General features: G+C 34.8%; 18 protein-coding genes and 1 tRNA gene. 13 read left to right on the top strand and 6 right to left on the bottom strand.

Annotation, left to right across the window (positions count from 1 at the left end; all coding sequences use genetic code 11):
• Nucleotides 1–19: 19 nt before the first annotated feature.
• On the bottom strand, nucleotides 20–280 hold the full coding sequence (locus KBF89_00895; GenBank protein ID MBP9114885.1) for a hypothetical protein: 261 nt from the start codon (nucleotides 278–280) through the stop codon (nucleotides 20–22).
• Nucleotides 281–282: 2 nt separating this feature from the next.
• Nucleotides 283–1188 (bottom strand): ACP S-malonyltransferase, encoded by a 906-nt coding sequence (locus KBF89_00890; GenBank protein ID MBP9114884.1) that lies wholly within the window; start codon nucleotides 1186–1188, stop codon nucleotides 283–285.
• A gap of 94 nt (nucleotides 1189–1282) precedes the next feature.
• Here KBF89_00890 and fabZ point away from each other — a divergent pair, with 94 nt between their 5' ends.
• From fabZ to KBF89_00875, 3 genes are all read left to right on the top strand, one after another.
• Entirely contained in the window at nucleotides 1283–1735 is a 453-nt protein-coding gene (gene fabZ, locus KBF89_00885) for a 3-hydroxyacyl-ACP dehydratase FabZ (GenBank protein ID MBP9114883.1), read from the top strand.
• Nucleotides 1736–1772: 37 nt separating this feature from the next.
• Nucleotides 1773–1856, top strand: a tRNA-Leu gene (locus tag KBF89_00880).
• 281 nt (nucleotides 1857–2137) lie between these two features.
• Nucleotides 2138–2755 (top strand): Type 1 glutamine amidotransferase-like domain-containing protein, encoded by a 618-nt coding sequence (locus tag KBF89_00875; GenBank protein MBP9114882.1) that lies wholly within the window; start codon nucleotides 2138–2140, stop codon nucleotides 2753–2755.
• On the opposite strand, the gene KBF89_00870 is transcribed toward KBF89_00875, so the two are convergent.
• Entirely contained in the window at nucleotides 2732–3892 is a 1161-nt protein-coding gene (locus KBF89_00870) for a peptidoglycan DD-metalloendopeptidase family protein (GenBank protein MBP9114881.1), read from the bottom strand. The two genes, KBF89_00875 and KBF89_00870, sit on opposite strands and share 24 nt — an antisense overlap.
• A 181-nt stretch (nucleotides 3893–4073) precedes the next feature.
• Between KBF89_00870 and KBF89_00865 the strand changes: the two genes are divergently transcribed.
• The 3 genes from KBF89_00865 to rpsA all read left to right on the top strand — a co-directional run bounded on the left by KBF89_00865 (nucleotide 4074) and on the right by rpsA (nucleotide 8827).
• Nucleotides 4074–4649 carry a response regulator gene (locus KBF89_00865; GenBank protein MBP9114880.1) on the top strand — a complete coding sequence of 192 codons (576 nt, stop codon included), beginning with the start codon at nucleotides 4074–4076 and terminating at the stop codon, nucleotides 4647–4649.
• Nucleotides 4650–4654: 5 nt separating this feature from the next.
• Nucleotides 4655–7327 carry a DNA polymerase I gene (polA, locus tag KBF89_00860; GenBank protein ID MBP9114879.1) on the top strand — a complete coding sequence of 891 codons (2673 nt, stop codon included), beginning with the start codon at nucleotides 4655–4657 and terminating at the stop codon, nucleotides 7325–7327.
• A gap of 282 nt (nucleotides 7328–7609) precedes the next feature.
• Nucleotides 7610–8827: a 30S ribosomal protein S1 gene (gene rpsA / locus KBF89_00855; GenBank protein ID MBP9114878.1), complete on the top strand. Its 1218-nt coding sequence runs from the start codon at nucleotides 7610–7612 to the stop codon at nucleotides 8825–8827.
• A 104-nt stretch (nucleotides 8828–8931) separates the two neighbouring features.
• On the opposite strand, the gene KBF89_00850 is transcribed toward rpsA, so the two are convergent.
• Complete coding sequence (locus tag KBF89_00850) at nucleotides 8932–9600, bottom strand: response regulator transcription factor (protein MBP9114877.1); 669 nt, start codon at nucleotides 9598–9600, stop codon at nucleotides 8932–8934.
• Nucleotides 9597–11258, bottom strand: a complete 1662-nt coding sequence (locus tag KBF89_00845) for a GAF domain-containing sensor histidine kinase (protein MBP9114876.1) — start codon at nucleotides 11256–11258, stop codon at nucleotides 9597–9599. The genes KBF89_00850 and KBF89_00845 overlap by 4 nt, the downstream gene beginning before the upstream one ends.
• A gap of 63 nt (nucleotides 11259–11321) precedes the next feature.
• Between KBF89_00845 and coaE the strand changes: the two genes are divergently transcribed.
• The 4 genes from coaE (at nucleotide 11322) to KBF89_00825 (ending at nucleotide 17807) form a co-directional block, all read left to right on the top strand.
• Nucleotides 11322–11921, top strand: coding sequence for a dephospho-CoA kinase (coaE, locus tag KBF89_00840; GenBank protein ID MBP9114875.1), 600 nt, complete (start codon nucleotides 11322–11324; stop codon nucleotides 11919–11921).
• Nucleotides 11918–13921, top strand: a complete 2004-nt coding sequence (gene uvrB / locus KBF89_00835) for an excinuclease ABC subunit UvrB (GenBank protein MBP9114874.1) — start codon at nucleotides 11918–11920, stop codon at nucleotides 13919–13921. The genes coaE and uvrB overlap by 4 nt, the downstream gene beginning before the upstream one ends.
• An 85-nt stretch (nucleotides 13922–14006) precedes the next feature.
• A complete protein-coding gene (gene uvrA, locus KBF89_00830; GenBank protein MBP9114873.1) occupies nucleotides 14007–16877 on the top strand; it encodes an excinuclease ABC subunit UvrA in 2871 nt (956 codons plus the stop codon).
• A 21-nt stretch (nucleotides 16878–16898) separates the two neighbouring features.
• Nucleotides 16899–17807 carry a DUF2510 domain-containing protein gene (locus KBF89_00825; protein MBP9114872.1) on the top strand — a complete coding sequence of 303 codons (909 nt, stop codon included), beginning with the start codon at nucleotides 16899–16901 and terminating at the stop codon, nucleotides 17805–17807.
• A gap of 28 nt (nucleotides 17808–17835) precedes the next feature.
• Here the strand turns inward: KBF89_00825 and nadA are convergent, their stop codons facing one another.
• Nucleotides 17836–18954: a quinolinate synthase NadA gene (gene nadA / locus KBF89_00820; protein ID MBP9114871.1), complete on the bottom strand. Its 1119-nt coding sequence runs from the start codon at nucleotides 18952–18954 to the stop codon at nucleotides 17836–17838.
• Nucleotides 18955–18982: 28 nt separating this feature from the next.
• On the opposite strand from nadA, the gene uvrC reads away from it, so the two are divergent.
• From uvrC to KBF89_00805, 3 genes are read left to right on the top strand one after another with little or no spacing between them, the layout of a single operon-like run.
• A complete protein-coding gene (uvrC, locus tag KBF89_00815; GenBank protein MBP9114870.1) occupies nucleotides 18983–20818 on the top strand; it encodes an excinuclease ABC subunit UvrC in 1836 nt (611 codons plus the stop codon).
• An 8-nt stretch (nucleotides 20819–20826) separates the two neighbouring features.
• Nucleotides 20827–21708 carry an RNase adapter RapZ gene (gene rapZ, locus KBF89_00810; GenBank protein MBP9114869.1) on the top strand — a complete coding sequence of 294 codons (882 nt, stop codon included), beginning with the start codon at nucleotides 20827–20829 and terminating at the stop codon, nucleotides 21706–21708.
• Nucleotides 21708–22586, top strand: a complete 879-nt coding sequence (locus KBF89_00805) for a YvcK family protein (GenBank protein MBP9114868.1) — start codon at nucleotides 21708–21710, stop codon at nucleotides 22584–22586. The genes rapZ and KBF89_00805 overlap by 1 nt, the downstream gene beginning before the upstream one ends.
• Nucleotides 22587–22622: the final 36 nt, after the last annotated feature.

Here is a 22622-nt window from a genome sequence, read left to right as displayed (position 1 = left end):
CTACCTCCTTGCTTATAATTTAGCTGGCGTGCATTCGAAGCCATGCAACTGGCTCGTGTTGACGAAGTCGTTCACCACTATGAGCGATCAAACCTCTTAGTGTACCTGTAAAAGGTGAAAGTATCGGTACAGATTTACTTACCGTATCAACATATCCAATAATATCATTTACCTTAATATTTCTTCCAATTATATCTTCACTATCATCAGCTGATCTAAATACTCCATCAGCTGGTGAAACAATCATTCGCTCCGGTATAAGTATTCTTTCGCCTTCCATTATTAAATACTCTTTTCTACTCTAATTAAATCAGTGTAATGTTTTATTACTAAATCTGGTGTGCATCGCTTTGCTAGACCAGCAAGTGAAGAACCATTTCCTACTTCGATTGCAAAATCTATTTGTCCAGCATTGATTGTATCCATTGTCTCTCTCCATCTAACAGAATGAGAAACATGTTGATCAGATTTTTTTCTAAAAACTTCACCGTCTTTATATGCATTTGCATCATCATTTGAAACTACAGGTGCAATAGGGTCGCTAAAGGCCATAGACGAAAGAGTGGAAGTCAAAATACGTGAAGCCTGTTCCATTAAAGGTGTATGAAAAGCACCATTCACTGGAAGTAGTACTCCTTTTTTTGCACCAAAATCTTTACAGATTTCTACAGCATGTAATATGGAATTTTCATCCCCAGCTATAACTATTTGACCTGGGGCATTATCATTTGCCAAATATATACCATCGACTTCACGTATTAGTTTTACTACACCGTCGAAGTCAATGCCTAAGAGGGCTGCCATTTTGCCGCCCTTTGTATCAGCGCATTTTTGTGTTTCCAATGCGCGTACGCTCGCAAATTCAATGCCTTCTTCAAAAGAAATTGTTTCTGAGCATATAAGAGCACTAACTTGACCCAAAGAATGTCCAGCAAAAAAAATCGGTTTTAATCTAGATTTATCAATTGACTCAAAAGCCATAAGCGAAGTTATCAATATTGCTAACTGTGCATTATGCGTTGTGTTCAATATTTCCGCATTGTCTGAACACAGAAGTTCTACTACATCTATATCAAGAAGAATACCTGCGTCTTGTGCGATATGGAAATGTTCAGTTGATTGAAATACTTTACCCATACCAACTGATTGTGAACCTTGGCCAGGAAATAGATAAGCGACTTTCTGCATTAATGGATTTTCTCATGAATTAGTCAAAATATTCGATTTATAGTGCTTGCATAAGTTTCCTTTTTACGAGATTTCGTTTACTAAGATGATAACTATGACAGAATCAAATCAAACAGTATTAAACAATTCGAAAGAATTGATAGCGACACTTCCACATGCAGATCCATTTTTGTTTGTAACTCGAGTTCACGAATTAATAGAAAATGTATCAATATTATGTTCATACGATGTTACGGGTAATGAAAAATTCTTTGAAGGTCATTTCCCTGGGAACCCAATTATGCCTGGTGTATTGCAATTAGAAGCATTGGCGCAGGCAGGGGCTATCGCATTATTGTCACAAGAAAGATTTGCTGGAAAGCTACCATTATTCGGTGGAGCAGAGAAAGTTCGATGGCGAAGGATCGTAAAACCTGGCGAAACGCTAAATCTCTCTATGGTATTAGAAAGAGTAGGCTCACGCGGTGGTTGGGGTCAGGCTCAAGCTTCAGTTAATGGAGAAGTAACTTGTGATGCAAGAATATTTTTCGCATTGGCTGATAAATAAAGTAAACGTTTATAATATAATCTTCATTCACACTCAAGCCCGGGTGGCGGAATTGGCAGACGCGGCAGACTCAAAATCTGTTGGTGGTAACATCGTGGGGGTTCAAGTCCCCCCCCGGGCACATATATGAATTTTCTCATGAAGCCAAACTTCATGGGCACAGAATAGAATCCCATATTGATTCGGCCATCTAAATATTAATGTAAATCCTAATCGCGAAATACGTTTTTTAAAATTACTTACCATCAACCTTCATATATTCATTGTTAGATAGTTTGAATTTATCCATTTTATAAATCAATTACTATACGAAATTAGAATACAACAGAGAAGTTGTTGGAAATACTGAGAAGTAGGAATCCAAATAATTAATACTCTATACCTTCTAATGTAAAGTATATTATGAAACTATTTCTATCTTCAATTGGTATACCCGATAAAGATATTTTTATGTCTCTTTTTGAAACTACAGACAACCTATCTGTGGCACTAATTCAAAACGCGCAATCTGAATATACTGAATTTCGAAAAGTCATTGAATTGGAAGCTACTAAAAATTTATTTAATAAATTAGGATTTAGATACACGCTAATTGATTTAAATGAACTAGATAAAGAGGAACTTAAAGATAGCCTAAGTCGACATAGCGCAGTTTGGTTTATGGGTGGTAACACCTTTGTATTAAATTACTGTATTGAAAAATCTGGATTGCATTTATTTATCTGTGATTTATTAGACAACGGTTTAGTCTATGGTGGTGAAAGTGCTGGGGCAGTAGTAGCAGGTAAAACTTTACATGGTGTTGAATTTGCTGACGACCCAAATACTGCATCTAAAGTTTATTGGGATGGTCTTGGATTAATAAAATATGGAATAATTCCACATTGGGGAATGATTGAGTATTACGATTCGCTAAAAAAGTGTAGAGACGAAATGGCTAAATATTGTACCGTTAAAACTATTTCTAATACAGAATCATATATAGATATATCCGAATCAAACCCCACAAATAATTCTTAATATCGGGTACGGATTCACATGAACCGTTCCACCAAGTCTAATTTCGAAGTGAGTATGTGGAGCTCCGCCGGCAGCATTACCTGTGGCTCCTGTGTATGCAATCAATTCTCCTATCGCAACGCGACGAGGTTCTCCGACTCTAGATAATAAGTGAGCATAGTAATAAATATTTCCATCATCACCATGTAAAAATATACCTGTGCCACCTAGACCGCCGTCTAAGAACTGTGTTGTTCCACCAACTATAGCGACATTAGGAGTTCCGCTAGCGTTAAAAATATCGTTACCTTTATGAGAACGTCCACCCGACCTATTGTTACCAAAGTCATCTACGTGTGTTAAAGGCCCAGCTATAGGGCATACTTTTCCATCAACCGGTAAACGTGCGCTTATCGAACCAGAAGCATCAAGAAAAGTTTTTGATTGCTTTTCATATTCTATTTTTGCTTTTTCGAAATCATCAGCTAGTTGTGTATTTTGAGATTCTAGTTCTGTTTGTAATGTTAATGATTGTGCTTTCTGTGTTTCTAAATCTGATTCAATTTTAGAAAGTTCATCTATGCGTTTTTGAAAATTTGAAAATAATATCGAAGATGATGACTGTATAGAGTTTGCAAGGGTAGAAACACGACGTTTATATAATTCTGCTAAGTCATCTGATGGTTCTCCTGAACTATCTTGATAAAGTTTGATTGCTCTATATTGTATTTCGCTTTTAAGTTGAGCAGTGGGCATTTCATTAATTGCTAAGATTGCAGAATTATTTTCAATCTGATCATTTAAAGTTGCTAATTTTGCAACTAGCTCTTGAATTTGAAGCGATGTCTGTTCTATCTTTAGTTGAGTATCTAATAAATTCTGAGTAGCTTTATCTAAGCTTTTAGTTGCTATTTTTGCCTTTTCTTTAGCTGCAAGATCTGAAGGTGTTATAACTTTTTCTTTAGGTGCTGTTTCAGTAGGAAGAGGATCATCAAGTTGAGGCGGAACGTCGGGAATAGGAATCGTTGTTGAAACCGGCAACGTAGTCACCACAGTAGTAGTTGTCGTTGAATTATCGCCATATGAATAGGATGGCATTAAAAATAGTGTCACAATAAATAGTGTTATAAGTATTTTCTTCAAAATATTATTTTTCATCTTATTTTCTCATCCATCTATATATGTCAGCCGGTTCGTTTGTTGAATCATCTATCGTCTAATTGATGGCGAAATCTTAACTATATGACGGAGAGTGACCTAAATTTTGGCTTAAATGTATGACAATAGCGGAAATATTCACCACATAGAACTATGATGTACCCAAGAATTAAGGAGAAAAATGTCACTTAAATTAGTTGTTGCAGAAGATGAAGCTATTATACGTATTGATTTAGTTGAATTACTTGAAGAATCAGGCTTCGATGTAGTTGCTCAGACCGGAAGAGGAGACGACGCTGTAGCTTTAGTAGAAGAGCATAAACCGGATCTAATAGTTTTGGATATTAAAATGCCAGGATTAGATGGTATAGCTGCAACAAGCAAAATTACTGATATGCAAACTACAGCAATTCTTATTCTTTCCGCATTTTCACAACAAGATTTAATTGATCAAGCGCAAAGTGCTGGTGCCCAAGGATATTTGGTTAAGCCATTTCATAAATCAGAGTTAGTCCCTGCCATAGAAACAGCATATGCTCGATTTAAAGAAAAGCATTTTTTAGATTCAATTGGAGATGAAGATCCAGCAAGTATAAAGAAATCTTATGGCTATGCTAAAGCCCTATTGATGGACGAACACTCAATGAATGAAAAAGATGCATGGACATTTATCGATGAACATCTAAATTCAACGGATGATGCTAGTAAGGTTTTGACACAAATTACTGATGGTAAATTAGTTCCAGTATCAAAATAATACCTGTGAAAAACGATCTGCTCTTAGCTGTCGATGGCCATTCGATGGCATTTCGCGCATTTTACGCTTTGCCGCCAGATATGGCAGCAAAAGATGGTACACCTACGAATGCTGTTTATGGATTTTTTTCTATGTTAACTAATTTGGTAGCAAAGTATAAACCAAGCCATTTAGTAGTTGCATTTGATAGCGCTGGACCCACATTTCGTACAAAAATTGATGTTGCTTATAAAGCACAAAGAGGTGAAACACCCGAGTTATTTATTCCACAAACCGCTCTGATAATGGAAATGCTTAATGCTATGAATATCGTTCATGTATCGCAAGATACTATAGAAGCTGACGATATTATTTGTACCTACGCTAGAAAAGCTTTAGAGCAAAAGATGGATGTTGTAGCTATTACAGGCGATAGAGATTATTTTCAACTAGTCAAAGATCCACATATTAAAGTACTTTATGTCCGAAGAGGTGTTAGCGATACTGTTTTATATGATGAAGCAGGAATACTACAACGCACTGGTATCCGTGCTGATCAATATGTCGATTATGCATCAATGCGTGGCGATCCAAGCGATAATTTACCAGGCGTACCTGGAATCGGTGAAAAAACTGCGTCTAAATTATTACAAGAGTACGAACACCTCGAAGGTATTTATAATAATGTTGAAAAACTAAAACCAAAACAAATAGAGAATTTTGGACTTTATAAAGAAAGAGTCTTTCTGAATCGTGAAATAATGACTCTTAAATCCGATGTAGATGACTTACCAGGTTTGGATAAGTTTTTACGTGTAAATGGTGATAACAAACAAATCAATGAATTATGCGACAAGCTAAAATTTAATACTTTGTCAAAAAAAATAATTACATGTAGTTCAATTACACCTTTAACATCCGAAGAGCAAAATGAATCTAAGAATAATGAAGAGACGCCATTAGTTTTAAAAGAAGTTACACCATTGAACTTTTCGAAACTTTTAAAATTAAGTAAAACTAAGGTTGGATTATTTTTACCTAGTGTAAAACCTAATCAGTATGTGCAAGGATTCCCAGATAGTATAAAGATATTTGCAGAAATACAGAATAAATGTGTGTTTAGCAAAATATCTGTTGATGAAGATTTAAAAGATTTATTAATTCTATTTTCTGAAATTTCAGATAAAATAGTTGGTTACGATGTAAAGACTTGGTCTTCTTATTTTGCTTATTTTAAATTAGATATACCCGTATTTGACGATATAATGATAAAGGCATCTATAGATGATAACTCGCGTGGCAAGAAATCGTTTGTACAAACACTAGGAACATATTTAGGCATTTATATAGAAGCAGAAAAAGAATTACAACTTGAATTAGGTAAAGAACAAGAATCCGAGAACGATGTCGTTGCCATATCAAACATTAAGAATATTCTTAGCTTAGATGATGATTTGAATAATCGACTTAAAGAAAAAGAAATGGAATCTATATATGAAAATATTGAGAAACCATTAATTAGTGTCCTTGGGGAATTGGAAGTAAATGGTGTATTACTTGACGAAAAACTTTTAGATGAAATTGGTAAAGATATACGGGAAAAATGCGATAAATATAGAGAAGAAATATTTGGGTATTCTGGACAAGAATTTAATGTAAATTCGACTAAACAAATGCAAAAGGTTCTGTTTGATGACCTTGGGCTCACCCCTAAAAAGAAAACAAAAACAGGTGCTTCAACAGATGCACAAACCTTACATGCACTAATTAATGATCATCCAATAATACCAGCCATATTGAATTATCGTGAAGTCGAAAAACTCCGTAGTACTTATATCGATGGCCTAAAACCATTAATTGCAAAAGATAAAAGAATACATGGCTCATTCGGTCAAAATCAGGCTGCTACAGGAAGGCTCTCGAGTACTGATCCTAATCTACAAAACATTCCAATAAGGTCTGACATCGGGAAAACCTTACGAACCATGTTCGTTGCACCAAAAGGGTTTAAATTGGTTTCGTTTGATTATTCTCAGATTGAGTTAAGGATATTGGCACATTTAGCGAAAGAAAAAACATTAATTCAAGGATTTAAAGACGGGGAAGATGTGCACGCAATCACAGCTTCACATTTATTTAATAAGGAGTTAAAAGATGTTGACTCAAATGATCGCCGTTTTGCTAAAACAATAAATTACGGAATAGCTTATGGTATGGAAAGCTATGGGTTAAGCCAGCGATTAGAAATAGAACCTGGCGAAGCTAAAGAAATATTGGAAGATTATTGGAAAAACTTTTCTAATATAAAAAAATACCTAAATAACGTCATTAAAGAAACGCAAATTAACGGTTTTACCGAAACACTTTATGGAAGACGAAGATATTTTCCTGGCATTTCTTCTTCGAATGGAAGAATTAGAATGGCAGAAGAAAGAGCCGCCACTAATGCTCCTGTGCAAGGTACAGCAGCCGATATCTTTAAATTATCAATGATTCTTGCAGCAAAAGAAATAGAGAAATATGGTAAAGATGTGGCAATGATCCTTACGGTTCACGATGAATTAGTATTTGAAGTTAAAACTGAATTAATTGATCAAGTAACTAAAAATTTAGTTGATGCTATGGAAAATGTTGTTAATTTGGATGTTCCACTCACAGTGGATGTTGGCGTAGGATCAAATTGGGCAGAAGCGAAATAGCGCTCTTTTGTGCTACCAAGGGTAATAAAGCGCTATAATATTCGAGCATAGATCAACCTTCTGTGCCGGAAAATTTCCGTACCATAACAAATAAATATTATAGGAGACCTCGTGTCTGAAAACTCAACAAGCGATACTGCTCAAGTAGATTCAAAAGAATCAACAGAAGCTGTCGACGAAAATGCAACCACACAAATTAATACTGCAACAGAAGAAATTAATGATAAACCTGTAGCTGGTGTAATTGAAGACGAAAAACCGATTGCGGTTAATGATTTAGGAATGAGTTTTGCAGAAGCAATTGAGTCTACAATCGTAGAATTTGATGATGGTGATTTAATAAAAGGTACTGTAGTAAAAATTGATAAAGATGAAGTACTTGTCGATATTGGTTTTAAATCAGAAGGTGTTATACCATTAAAAGAATTATCTATTCGTATGGATGTTGATCCAAAAGATATAGTCACACTTGGTGAAGAGATTGAAGTTCTAGTACTGACTAAAGAAGATAAAGATGGTCGATTAATTCTTTCTAAAAAACGAGCACAATATGAAAAAGCTTGGGCAAATATTGAAGCAATTAAAGCTACTGATGGTGTTGTTAAAGGTTTAGCAATCGAAGTTGTCAAAGGTGGAGTTATTGTTGACATTGGTTTACGCGGATTCTTACCAGCTTCTCTTGTCGACACTCGTCGTATACGCGACCTAGCTTCGCTAGTCGGTACTGAAATCGAATGTAAAATTCTTGAGCTTGATCGTCAACGTAACAATGTTGTTCTTTCACGTCGAGCATTTCTTGAAGAGAACCAAAAAGGTTCACGTGATAATTTCTTGACCACTCTTCAAGTAGGAGAAATAAAAGAAGGACATATTTCTTCTCTGGTTCCTTTTGGCGCATTCGTTGACCTTGGTGGTATGGACGGACTTATTCATGTAAGTGAACTTAGCTGGAAACATATCGACTCTCCAGGTCAAGTAGTAAAAGTAGGAGATCCAGTTCGTGTAAAGGTTCTCGAAATAGATAACGATCGTGAGAGAATTTCACTTTCACTTAAAGCAACTGAACGTGATCCTTGGACTGAGTTTGCTGAGACTCATCAATTAGGCGAATTAGTTTATGGAAAAGTATCTAAAGTAGTTCCATTTGGTTCTTTCATTCAAATTGGTGATGGAATAGAAGGTTTAGTTCATATTTCTGAAATGGCTACACACCATGTCGACTCAGCTGAACAGGTTGTTAATGAAGGCGAAGAACTTTGGGTTAAAATCATTGAAATTGATAACGAACGTCGAAGAATATCTTTATCTATAAAGCAAGCTGCGGAAGGTGGCGTTGTTGCTGCTGAGTATGCTGATGTTTATGGTGAGCATGCATATGATGCAGATGGAAATTTTATTGGCGAAGACGCAATGGTTGAAGGCGATGTAGAAGCTGATCGTTTAGAAGAATCAAACACAGAAGCAGATATATCAACTGAGCAAACACCGGAACAAGCATAATACTTGTTTACTGAGGTCTGTTTTTAGGAAAATTTATTAGCTCAATTATTAAATTGGGCTAAAATTTTTGCTATTTTTCATAATGACCTAAATTGAAAGTTTAATTAATTAATTTCTATTATTCCTGATTTTATGCCTGTTAAAACAGCTTGTGTTCTGTCTCTTGCATCTAATTTTTCGTAAATAGAAGCTAAATGATTTTTTACTGTTTTAGCTGAGATAAATAAATCTTCCGCTATTTCATTTGTGCCACGACCATCTGCTACAAGTTGTAATATTTCTATCTCGCGTTTTGTCAATAGATCGTTGTCAATATTTTCATTTGATTGACTACCAACATTATAGATTACAGCATCATCCGTAACCTTAGAACTTTCTAGCAATCGTTGTGCTATTTCACTAGACATTATTTGTCCATCTGCAATTCGTGCTACTAAATCGATTACCTCTGACATCGGTACATCTTTTGTGATAAAACCAGATGCTCCTAATGAGATTGCTTGGCTTACAACACTAGACTCACCATGCATTGTTAACATAATGACTTTTGTGTCAGGCTTAGATTTTTTTATGATCTTTAATGCTGTCAGTCCATCCATTACTGGCATTGTAATATCTAATATTACAATTTCTGGTGATAATTCATTAACTAGGTTCACGCCTTCTTCGCCGTCACTGGCTTCTCCCACAATATTAAAACCAGCTTCGATAAGTGCTCGCTTCACGGCTTGACGCAATAACCTATGGTCATCTACCAATAAAATATTTTTCATTTAGGTACCTCAACTTCAGTTGTTATAGTAGTGCCTTTCCCAGAGCTAGTATCAATTTTTAACTGAGCATGAATTGTATCGGCACGTTCTCGAATCCCTATAAGTCCAAAACTTTCTTTTTTTCTATTGATCAAGTCAAACCCAGTTCCATCATCACGAATTTTTAAAATTACATGATCTTTTTCTAACATCCATGAAACCCATACATGAATAGCTTTTGCGTGTTTATTTACATTATTTAGCGCTTCTTGTGTAATTCTCCACATCTCGCGTTCAATTTGAACCGGCAGTACAGCCTTAGAAATATTTGTTGAGAATTGAATATCTAATCCTGTTCTATCACCAAATCTAGGAATATATTCATGGGCTAAAATATGAAATGGACGTGTAGCATCAATATCAGTTCGAAGCTCGTAAAGTGTTTCTCGTAAATCTCCGACTACTTCTCTAACAATATCGCGTATTTCGACCAATTCAGTTTCTTGTGGTCTAATTCCAATTAATCTTTCTAATTCGAATGCTACATATGCTAATGATTGAGCAAGTCTATCATGGAGATCTCTTGCTATTCTGTTACGTTCTTCTTGTGCACCTAAATTTTTCAAACGAGCGAACCACAGACCATTGTCAATAGCGAGGGCTAATGGTTCACACAGCTCTGTTAAAAGTGCACGATCGCGTTCAGAATATCTATTAGCTTCACTATGTTCAATGCTAACAATACCGACAACTTTACCTCTTGCTCTCAAAGCTATATACATACCTGATTTTGCTTGATCAGAACATCCAACAAAAACTCCATCTAAAGTTCTATGCAGTACTGCAGACTGTGCATTCAATGTTTGTCGAAGGGGAGCAGGTAATTCTTCAACTGAGATTGGAGAATCAAGCCTTACACCTTGAGTTAGTTCAACCCTGAATGTATTATAAGTTGAGTCTGCAACTAAAAATGAAAGATATTCATAATCATATAAATCGTTAAATCTATTTCTACTGGTTGCTAGAACTTCACCTAAATCAAGTGATGCTGGCATTGTTTGTGCGATATCATGCAAAGCAAGAAGTAAAGAATTTGCTTTACCCATTCTTTTCATTTCGTCAGCAACTATTTGTGATCTTTGATTGCTATTTCTTATGTATTCACCTATGGCAGTACCTATAGCTGTCGAACTCATAAATATAATTGTATTTTGCAAAATTAATTGTATAGATTGGCCATTGTGGATATCTCTTAGAAATATATATTCAACTAGAACACCAACTACTAGTAATGAAGCTAAAGTCGATTTTAAAATTCCTTCTGACACTCCTAATAGTAATAATACAGGGATTAATGTAAATATAAAAGGACTCTTAAATTGATGAGTCAATGAAATAGCAAATACTAAGATCAATAAATCAAGTACAAAATTATTAATTCTAGTTTTTGTATTTTTTGTTACATTGATGGGACTAAAAGATCTGAATATATTGAGTAGTATAATCAAGGCTATAGCTAAATAGTTTTCTTTGACATAGTTTGGATCTTCATTTGAAAATAATAAAAATACACCAAAAAAAAGTGTTATCCAACGAACAAAGATAATAGCACGTAGAGAACCAAAGGTATCTAAGTTATCGTCATCCGATGTTTTATATATATTCTCTTTATTTTCCATATTCTTAATACTCTTCGTCCAATAATCATGCTATGTAAAGTAAAAACGCGTAAACTTAATATTATGAAGAAAGTAGCTATAATTGGACCAATAGGAAGCGGTAAATCGGAAGTATTGCGCATATGTTCCGATATGGACCTTCCGACGATCTCTTCAGATCATATCGCACGACTACTGATGGAATTGCCTGGAGCTGCGCATGATGCGATCCTTGAAGAGTTTGGTAAAGATTTTTCTATATCTGGTAGTTTTGGTAAAATTGATAGACATAAATTGGGAGAGTTTGTTTTTTCGAATCCAGAGAAATTAAGAACTTTAGAAGATTTGATTCATCCGCATGTTTGGCAACTAGCTACTGCATTCTTTTTAGAATGTGAATCGAAAGAAGAAGAAATTTGTTTTGTAGAAGTTAGTGCACCAAGTGAATCGATAGCAAACCAATTTGATGAATTATTAATGATTGTTTCTCCGGTAAATATTAGAAGAGATAGATGTTTGAACAGAGGTATGGAAATAGAAGATTTTGATGCTCGTAATCAATACCAGGAATTACATTGTCGGTATAGTGAATTAGCTACAAAAGAAATACAAAATTCTAGTTCTATAAATGAACTTGAAATTTCTATGACCGATATTATAAAAACAATTTGTGAAAGCAAATAAAGATAGTGTTTGATTTTAAAAGTGATTATGAACCTAGTGGTGACCAACCAAAAGCTATCGAAGCATTAAGTAAAGGCGTCGAAGATGATTTAAAATTCCAAACTCTTTTGGGAATAACTGGTTCAGGAAAATCTTATACTATAGCTTCAACAATCGCAAAATTAAATAGGCCAGCTTTAGTGTTAGCGCCAAACAAATCTTTAGCTGCCCAACTTGCTAGCGAATTTCGTGGTTATTTTCCAAACAATAGAGTCGAATATTTTGTTTCTTATTATGATTACTATCAACCTGAGGCTTATATAGCAACCACTGATACATTTATTGAAAAGGATTCTTCAATAAATGATGAGATTGATCGTCTACGCCATGCTGCAACTTCTGCACTTCTCAGTAGACGTGATGTCATCATAGTTGCATCCGTGTCTGCAATATATGGTTTAGGTTCACCTGAAAGCTACAAGAAAAATATGCTTTTTATATCTAAGGGAGAAACATACGATCAAAGAGCATTATTAAAAAGACTAGTAGAGCTCCAATATGATCGTAATGATATTGAATTTATCCGCAATAAATTTCGTGTACGTGGAGATACTATAGATATTTTTCCAGCTTATGAAGAAAGAGCCATTCGTATTGAAATGTTCGGTGATGAAATTGAGCGTATCTCATTAATCGATACATTGACTGGAGAGATTTTTCAGGATACTGATACCGTAGCGATATTTCCAGCATCGCATTATGTTTCTGATCGTGAATCTATCAACAGGACGATTAGAGAAGTAGAACGTGATTTAGATATTCAATTAGATCTTTTTAAAAAAGAGAATAAACTTGTTGAGGCTCAAAGGTTGCAAAGTCGCACAGAACACGATTTAGAAATGCTTCGTGAAATAGGTGTATGTTCTGGTATTGAGAATTATTCATTGTATTTAGATGGTCGTAAACCCGGCCAACCTCCTTATACCTTAATAGATTATTTTCCTGACGATTTCGTATGTATTATTGATGAATCCCATGTAACAGTGCCTCAAATACGTGGTCAACAGGCTGGTGATTTATCTAGAAAAAATAATCTTGTTGAGTATGGTTTTCGTCTACCTAGTGCAAGAGATAATCGCCCTTTAACATTTGATGAAACCATTGAAAAACTTAATAAAGTTATTTTCATGTCAGCTACTCCAGGTGCATTTGAGCGTGAAAATTCAGATCAGGTTGTTGAACAATTAATCAGACCAACTGGTTTATTAGATCCAAAAGTTGAAGTACGGACTACTAAAGGGCAAGTTGATGACTTGCTTGATGAAATACAAGATGCGATTAAAAAAGGCGAAAGGGTACTTGTTACAACACTTACGAAAAGAATGGCTGAAGATTTATCGAACTATTTTGCTGATGCACAAATTAAGATAAGATACTTGCATTCTGATATAGACACTATAGAACGTGTCGAAATTCTAAGAGATTTACGCTTAGGGGAGTGTGATGTAATAGTTGGTATTAACTTATTGCGTGAAGGACTCGATTTGCCAGAAGTCGGACTTGTAGCTATTTTAGATGCCGATAAAGAAGGATTTTTACGATCCCAGACATCACTTATACAAACTATTGGTAGGGCTGCACGAAATGTAAATGGGCGAGTAATTATGTATGCAGATAGAATTACAGATTCGATGAGATATGCAATTTCAGAAACTAACAGACGACGTGTACTGCAAACTGAATATAACAAGAAGAATAATATTGACCCAACACCTATTGTAAAAGCAGTAACTGACATTTTGTCGATGTTACGTGGTGGGGAAACATCAAGTACGCTACGAAAGGTCGATGTTGCTGATCTTGCTGAGTTAGGTCCAGAAAAAATAAAGCTTTTAATAGCATCACTCGAAGAAGAAATGCATGAAGCCGCAAAAACTTTAGATTTTGAAGAAGCTGCACGTTTGAGAGATGAAGTTAAACATATAAAGAAGGAACTAAAGGAAATGATAGGTCTTGTATAGTTCATATTATTTAAAAAGTATTATAAAAGAATAAAATATTTCGATACGAACTGGTGTACTAGTTTCCATCGACTATAATAGAAATATGGCTTCCTCTATATCGGTACGTGGTGCACGTGAACACAATTTAAAAAATGTAGATATTGATATTCCACGAGATTCATTAACGGTATTAACAGGGCTATCTGGCTCAGGTAAATCTTCATTGGCTTTTGATACTATTTACGCTGAAGGACAACGACGTTATGTTGAATCTTTAAGTGCTTATGCACGCCAGTTTTTAGGGCAAATGGAGAAACCTGATGTCGACCTTATAGAGGGCTTATCACCTGCAATCTCCATCGATCAAAAATCAGCTTCTCGAAATCCACGTTCAACAGTTGGAACTATTACTGAAGTATATGATTACTTAAGATTATTATTCGCACGAATTGGCCATCCTCATTGTCCAACTTGTGGCCGTCCAATAGCTAGACAAACTCCTCAAGAAATTGTTGATCGTATAATGAAAATGGATCAGGGAACAAAATTTCAAGTATTAGCACCAGTCGTTCGTGGTCGCAAAGGACAATATGAGAATTTAATAAAACAATTAATATCTCAAGGCTTTACAAGAGCGTATATAGATTCAGAACTTTTTGAATTGAGTGAAGTCGATCCGATGGATTTAGCTCGTTATGAACAACATACAATTAAAGCTGTAATAGATAGATTAATAATAAAGCCATCGATAAAAAGGCGTTTAACAGATTCTTTAGAAACTGCATTATCGTTAGCTGAAGGTATTGTTGAAATTGAAATTATTCCTAATGGTGAAAAAGATGAACAGACTCTTGAAGAGAACTCTAACATTCTTACTTTCTCAGAGCATCTTGCATGCAACCATTGTGGAACTTCATATGATGAATTAGCACCTAGAAATTTTTCGTTTAATTCTCCTTACGGTGCATGTACAAAATGTGATGGGTTGGGGACTAGTTTTGAGGTGGATCCTGATTTAGTGATTTCGGATGAAGATTTATCAATATCGCAAGGTACAATTGCTCCATGGGGAGGCTTTAAAGGTGATTACTATCTAAAGGTTTTATCTTCTGTATGTGAAGAAAATAATATCGACATAGATATGCCTTGGAAAAGGATTCCTAAAAAATCGCAAAAAATAATACTTGAAGGCTTAGGTGGCAACAAAATTAATGTTACATTTAAAAATCGTTATGGTAGATCTAGGTCTTTTAATGCTAAATATGAAGGAATTATCCCTTGGCTAAAAAGACGACATAGCGAATCAGAAAGTGACCGTGCCCGTGAAGTCATTGAAGGCTATATGCGTGAGATAGCTTGCACTAAATGTAAAGGTGCAAGATTGAATCCTGTATCTCTGAATGTGACTATAGATAAACACAATATTTTCGATGTGGGAAATATACCTATTCAAAAATGTTACGACTTTTTTAGCTCTTTAGTATTATCTGAAAGAGAAAATACCATAGCAAGTGAAATCATTAAGGAAATAGTAGCTAGATTAAACTTTCTCAACGATGTAGGTCTTCAGTATCTATCAATTAATCGTAAAGCATCTACATTGTCTGGAGGAGAAGCTCAGCGTATACGTTTAGCATCACAAATAGGCTCAGGACTCGTCGGTGTTTTATACGTATTAGATGAACCTTCTATAGGTTTACACCAACGTGACAATGCACGTTTATTAAAAACGATGACGCGTTTACGTGATATTGGAAATACTGTACTTGTTGTTGAACACGATGAAGAAACAATCATGTCCGCTGATTACGTTGTTGATGTTGGTCCCGGAGCCGGTGAACATGGTGGAGAGATAGTTCATGCGGGCAGTGTTGCATCACTATTAAAAAATAAGAAATCTATAACAGGTCAATATTTGTCAGGTAAAAAACAAGTTGTTGAAAAAAGAGATCGTCGAAAGGGCTCTGGTTTATCAATCGATGTTTTTGGAGCTAAAGAAAACAATTTACAAAATATTGATGTATCCTTTCCTCTTTCAAGTTTTGTTACAGTTGCTGGCGTAAGTGGAAGTGGAAAATCTACCTTAGTAAATGACATTGTTTTAAAATCATTAATGAAAAAAGTGTATCGTTCCAAAGACGTACCAGGTAAACATAAAAAGATAACTGGATTTGAGCATATAGATAAAGTTATAGCAATTGACCAAAGTCCAATAGGACGTACACCTAGATCTAATCCTGCAACATATACTGGTGTCTTTGGTAAAATAAGATCATTATTTGCACAAACTGAAGAAGCGAAAGTTCGTGGTTATAAAGATGGGCGTTTCTCATTTAATGTAAAAGGTGGTAGATGTGAAGCGTGTTCAGGTGATGGAACAATAAAAATTGAAATGCATTTTTTGCCCGACGTTTATGTGCCTTGTGAAATTTGTAAAGGCGATAGATATAACCGCGATACTTTAGATGTTACCTATAGGGGAAAAAATATTGCAGACGTACTCAATATGTCTATCGAAGAAGCAAATGAGTTTTTTGCAAAGCATCCGGTTATCAAAAGACATTTACAAACTCTTGTAGATGTTGGACTTGGATATGTTCGATTAGGTCAGTCAGCACCAACATTATCTGGAGGTGAAGCACAGCGTGTAAAACTTTCTAGTGAGCTAGCAAAACGTTCAACTGGAAAAACGTTATACGTTTTAGATGAACCAACCACAGGTTTACATTTTGATGACGTTAAACGTTTATTGGCAGTTCTGCATCGATTAGTAGATGGTGGTAATTCTGTATTAGTAATTGAACATAATTTAGATGTTGTCTATAGTTCAGACTGGGTAATAGAGCTAGGACCTGAGGGTGGAGATGGTGGTGGAATGCTAATAGGAACGGGTACACCAGAACAAATAGCTAAGCTGAAAAGCTCTCATACAGGGATGTTCTTGAAAGAATTAATAAAGTCAAGATCGAAGTAAACTATCGTATAGAATGATGTTATGACTACACTTACACCACCAGATTGGTATCCAGATCCTTCTAGAAGACATGAACATCGTTATTGGGATGGAGTTCAATGGACTGATAATGTGTCGACGAATGGTACACCAGCAATAGATGATCATGGTGCCCTTATGTCAAATAGAGGCGAAGTGCAAGAATCAAGTACCTTTATAGATGGTGAAGTAATGTTTAAATCGCCATCAGAGGAATCAGTTAAGAACCAGGTTACCAGAGCAATTGTTGGTGAAGAATCTATACCAGAGGCCTTAGAGCAACTACCTGAATATACTGAGACACCTACTCATGCTTCAACAGTTAAATCTATATTTACTGAAAATATTTTAGTAGTTAATCAAAAAGCTAAATTGATTGAACTTACAAATGAATTTCGTATCTATGATGCTGATGGTATACAAATAGGTGCTGTTCGAGAAGTGGGACAATCTGCGGCCAAAAAGGTAGCACGTGCTCTTACAAATTTAGATTCCTTGATGACACATACCATGGAAATTACCAATATGAGTGGTGAAGTACTATTAAGAATTACTAAACCAAGAGCATTATTAAAACCAAAAGTTATTGTAGAGCGTGGTGATGGTACGCTGATAGGTGAATTACAAATAAAACTTAGAATTGGTAAAGCTCAAATAAAGCTGCTTATTGGAACTGAACAAGTAGGTATGATCTTTGCTGAAAATTTCCGTGCATGGAATTTTAAAATAGTTACTGGGCAAGATCATCAAGTTGCTTCAATAACTAAAACTTGGGAAGGACTAGCAAAAGCTATGTTTACCAATGCCGATAATTATGTTGTACAAATACATGAGAAACTAGAGGACCCTATTCATTCTCTAGTCTTAGCGTCATCATTGGCAGTAGATTTAATTTTAAAACAGAATAAATAATATATTCAATATTTATTTATATATTTATTTATTTATTCGTTATATCTAACATTCTTTGAAGTGAAATTCTTGAGTATTCGCGTGTTCGTTCGTCCACTCGAATTTCATTCACTGGTGTAGCATTAACAATATTCTCAATAGTCCACGCTAAATGAGGTCTATCTATACGAAACATTGTTGAACAAGGACAATAAAGTGGATCTAAAGATACAATAGTTTTATCTGTATTTTCCTTTGCCAATCTATTTACCAAGTGGATTTCAGTACCGATTCCTATTATTGAACCGGGTTCAGAATTTTCAACATATTGAATGATTTTTTCAGTCGAACCCGATAGATCTGAGACGCCTACAGTCTCATATGGACATTCTGGATGGACAATAACTTTTCCAGATGGGTATTCGTTTCTAAATTTATTAATTTGATCCACACTAAATCTTTTGTGAGTTGTACAGTGACCTTTCCATAACCAAAATGTTGATGATTCAACTTCTTTTTTATTAAGGGCGAAAGACATGCGAGGATCGTACAACATAGTATCTTCTAATGAGTATCCCATTGCTAATGCAGTGTTTCTTCCTAAATGTTGGTCTGGAATAAATAAAATATGTTTGCCTTTTTCAAGCGCCCATTCTAAAATCTTTATTGCATTGCTAGAAGTGCAAACTGCGCCTCCGTGTTCACCTACAAAAGATTTTATAGCTGCAGAAGAATTCATATATGTTATAGGAATTATGTCATCTTCATTTACAATTTTACTTAATTTATCCCAAGCTTGAATTACTGATTGTTCATCAGCCATATCTGCCATAGAACATCCTGCATTTATATCAGGCAAATAAACATGTTGATCAATCTCGGTTAATACATCAGCAGATTCAGCCATAAAATGAACGCCACAAAAAATTATATTTTTAGTATGTGCATTCTCAGCCGCATATGCAGCTAATTTAAATGAATCACCACGTATGTCTGCATATTCAATAACTTCATCTCTTTGATAATGATGACCAAGTATCAACAGGTTAGAACCTAAGGTTTTTTTAGCTTTTTCAATCATAGACCCCAATTCATCGAATGTAGCATTCAGATATCGTTCGGGTAAAGGCGCTTGTATTCTTAATTCAGCAGTATTACTAACAGTCATATAAACTATTCTAGGTAAAACAATACTTATGGATGCAATAGACTCAAAAGAAATTCCAACATCACCTGGTTGCTACCAGTTTTTTTCGAATGATAATGAAATATTATACGTTGGTAAAGCTAAAAATTTAAGAAATCGTGTTTCCTCTTATTTTAAGGATGGACCAAAATCTAATCCTCGAATTAATCAAATGGTAGAAATCGCCAATAGAGTTGAATGGATCAGTGTAGAAAATGAAACTCAAGCCTTACTTTTAGAGTATTCCTATATACAACAACATAAACCTAGATATAATGTGAGACTTAAAGATGATAAAAGTTATCCCTGGTTAGCGATTACATTAAACGAAAAATGGCCTAAAGCATTTATGTATAGAGGTAAACAACGTAAAGGCGTAAAATATTTTGGTCCATATACTTCTGTATATGCAATAAGGGAGATTCTAGATACTTTAATAAATATTTTTCCTGTGAGAACTTGTAACACTGCGAAATTTAATGATTATAAACGAAGAGGTAGGGGTTGTTTATTATACGATATTGGAAAATGTTCTGCTCCATGTGTTGATACAATTACTAAAGAACAATATGATCTATATATTGACGGTTTAATCAAATTCCTTAATGGGGAAACTAATGATGTAAAACAATCAATGATCGATGAAATGAATCAATCCGTTGAAAAGCAATTATATGAAAAAGCCGCAACATTACGTGATCGTATCTCCATGTTGGACACTATCGTAGAAAGACAACAAATTTACGGCGCACAAAGAGATAATTTCGATGTCGTTGCATATGCTAGTGATGGAATTGAAATATGTGTTGAAGTGCTTAGAATCAGAAGTGGCAGAGTAATGGGTAACAGGAAATTCATTCTAGAACCTGGCGAAGTATTAGCCGATGACCCTCTAATTGAACAAGTCCTACTTAGACTCTACGAAAATCAATTACCTGAAGTATTACCAAATAAAATACTTTTACAAGAACTACCAAAATCAAAAGAATCATATGAGAAACTATTATCGAATTTGCGTAATGATAATGTGAAATTAGTAGAACCAATAAAAGGTTCAAAAAAGAATCTATTAAATATTGCTATAGAAAATGCGCAGCATGCTTTAGATTCTAGGATTAAAACCCGAATTAATGATATTGAACAACGAACAAATGCGCTAAATGAACTACGCACACAACTCAACTTAGATAGAGTGCCAATGCGTATTGAATGTTTTGATATTTCCCATATTCAAGGAACTAACACTGTAGCGTCAATGGTTGTCTTAGACGATGGTCTACCCAAGAAAAATGATTATCGTCATTTTGTAATAAATCATGATCAGGGTAATAATGATTTCCTGTCAATGGAAGAAGCGATTACTAGAAGATTTAAAAATTATGATTCAGATGATGTTTCGTTTTCAATTCTTCCAGATCTTTTAGTTATTGATGGTGGTAAAGGTCAATTGAGCTCAACAATGAGAGCACTAAAGTCATTAAATTTATCTAATAGATTTGATGTTGTGTCACTTGCGAAAAAAGAAGAAGAAGTTTTTATAAAAGGGCAATCAGAATCTGTAATGATACCTAGAAATTCATTGGCACTAATGTTACTACGGCTTATCAGAGATGAATCTCATAGATTCGCAATAACTCATCATCGCGCTAAAAGGTCAAAGTCGATGACTCTTAGCGTTCTTGATGACGTGAGAGGATTGGGTGAATCTAGAAGAAAGCAGTTATTTCACTCATTCGGTTCTATCAAGAAACTCAGGGAACAGTCAAAAGAAACACTTATGTCTATACCGTATCTACCCGAAAAGGTAGCGTTAGAGTTATATGATAAGTTACATGAAGAATTGTAGGGATTAAATTGTCAAACATAATATTGCTTTCTGGGCTTTCTGGTGCCGGTATTACAACAGCTGCTGATGTATTTGAAGATCTTGGCTATAGAGTAATGGAGCATTTGCCTATTTCAATTGTTAAAGATGTAATTGAACAGCTAGATCAGACCAATGAATCTAATAATAGAATAGTTATTTCTACAGAGTTAAGAACTGATCAAGACATATCTGAACTATTTAATTTGAGAGATTCTTTAAGAAATAAATTTGAATTCGAGACCGATTCGGCAGATGTTTTATTTATTGATGCTGCTGATGAAACTATTATTAGACGTTTTGACCAGACAAGAAGACCGCATCCATATATTTCTGCTGGGGTTCTAACTAAAGGTATAGAACAAGAACGTGAATTTTTAAATGCTGTTCTAGAAGGTTGCGACGTACACATTGACACAACATCAACCAACCCAACTCAGTTAGCAGCTAAGTTACAATTATATTTTGGAGAGAAAACAAATAAAACTACAATTATAATTAATTCATTTGGGTTTAAATTTGGTGCACCTAGAGATTCAAATTTTGTATTTGATGTTAGGTTCTTACCCAATCCACATTGGGAACCAAGTTTGAAAGAATTTAATGGCTTAAATGAAATGATACAAGAATACGTCTGTGATTTTAAAGATTTTGATAAATATTTAAATACAACTTATGAATCACTAAAAATTGCAATAGATGAATTTATAGTTTTGCAAAAGGGATACGTATCAATATATTTTGGTTGTACTGGCGGCAAGCATCGAAGCGTAACTATTGCAGAATTGTTAACTAAATTATTTTCAAAAGAGGGCTATAGAGTTATCACTATACATAGAGAATTAGATGAAAATTCTGAACAAGGAAGATAATGTCAAAAAAAATTGTTGCAATTGGCGGTGGTCACGGTCTATCTATGTTACTTCGAACTTTGGACAAATACGATCTTGATTTAACTGCAATCGTTAATGTTGTAGATGATGGAGGCAGTTCTGGACGGATTAGAAAAGATATAGAGATAACACCGCCTGGAGACTTAAGGCTTTGTGCGTTGGCTTTATCGTCGCCTTCAGTACTTTATGGTTCTAGCTTACAAGATTTATTTGCATTTAGATTTGATGAAGGAGAGCTCGATGGACACAGTTTGGGTAACTTGATCCTTGTAGCTTTAACACGTCAACTTGGAAGTTTTGAAAAAGCCGTTGAAAAAGCTAGTGAATTATTAAATGTAAGAGGAAAAGTATTGCCAGCTTCAATTAGCGAAGTTATCTTATGCGCAAACTCTAAGTCTGGGTTAATACGTGGACAAGTTAACGTTGAAAATACACCAGACATTAATAATGTTTTTTTAGATCCAAAAGATGTATTGCCATTAGATGGTGTTGTCGATGCAATTCTAGATGCGAATCATATAATCTATGCTCCTGGATCACTATATTCGTCTGTTTTACCTTCCTTATTGATTAAAGATATCCAGATAGCATTAAATAAAACCATCGCAAAAATTCTTATGATTATGAACCTCGGTACTAAAGGTCCAGATACCGAAGGCATGGATGGTGATGACCATTTAGATGCGTTAATAAATCATGGTGTAAGAGTAGATAGTGTATTGTGCGACAAAAACTCGTTTTTCATATCAAAAAATCGCAAAGGTATTAAAGTTGCAACTGAAAATATTCGTTTAAATGGTGAAGTTCATGATGAACAACTCTTAGGAGCCTATTTGTCTAAAGTTTTTGATATATAGTTCATTCACAGCCAAAGTAATAATGTTTACTTCATT

It is taken from the genome of Acidimicrobiia bacterium (genome assembly GCA_018057765.1).
In the GTDB taxonomy this organism is placed as follows: Bacteria; Actinomycetota; Acidimicrobiia; order IMCC26256; family JAGPDB01; genus JAGPDB01.
This window is presented reverse-complemented; position numbering and strand designations above follow the sequence as displayed.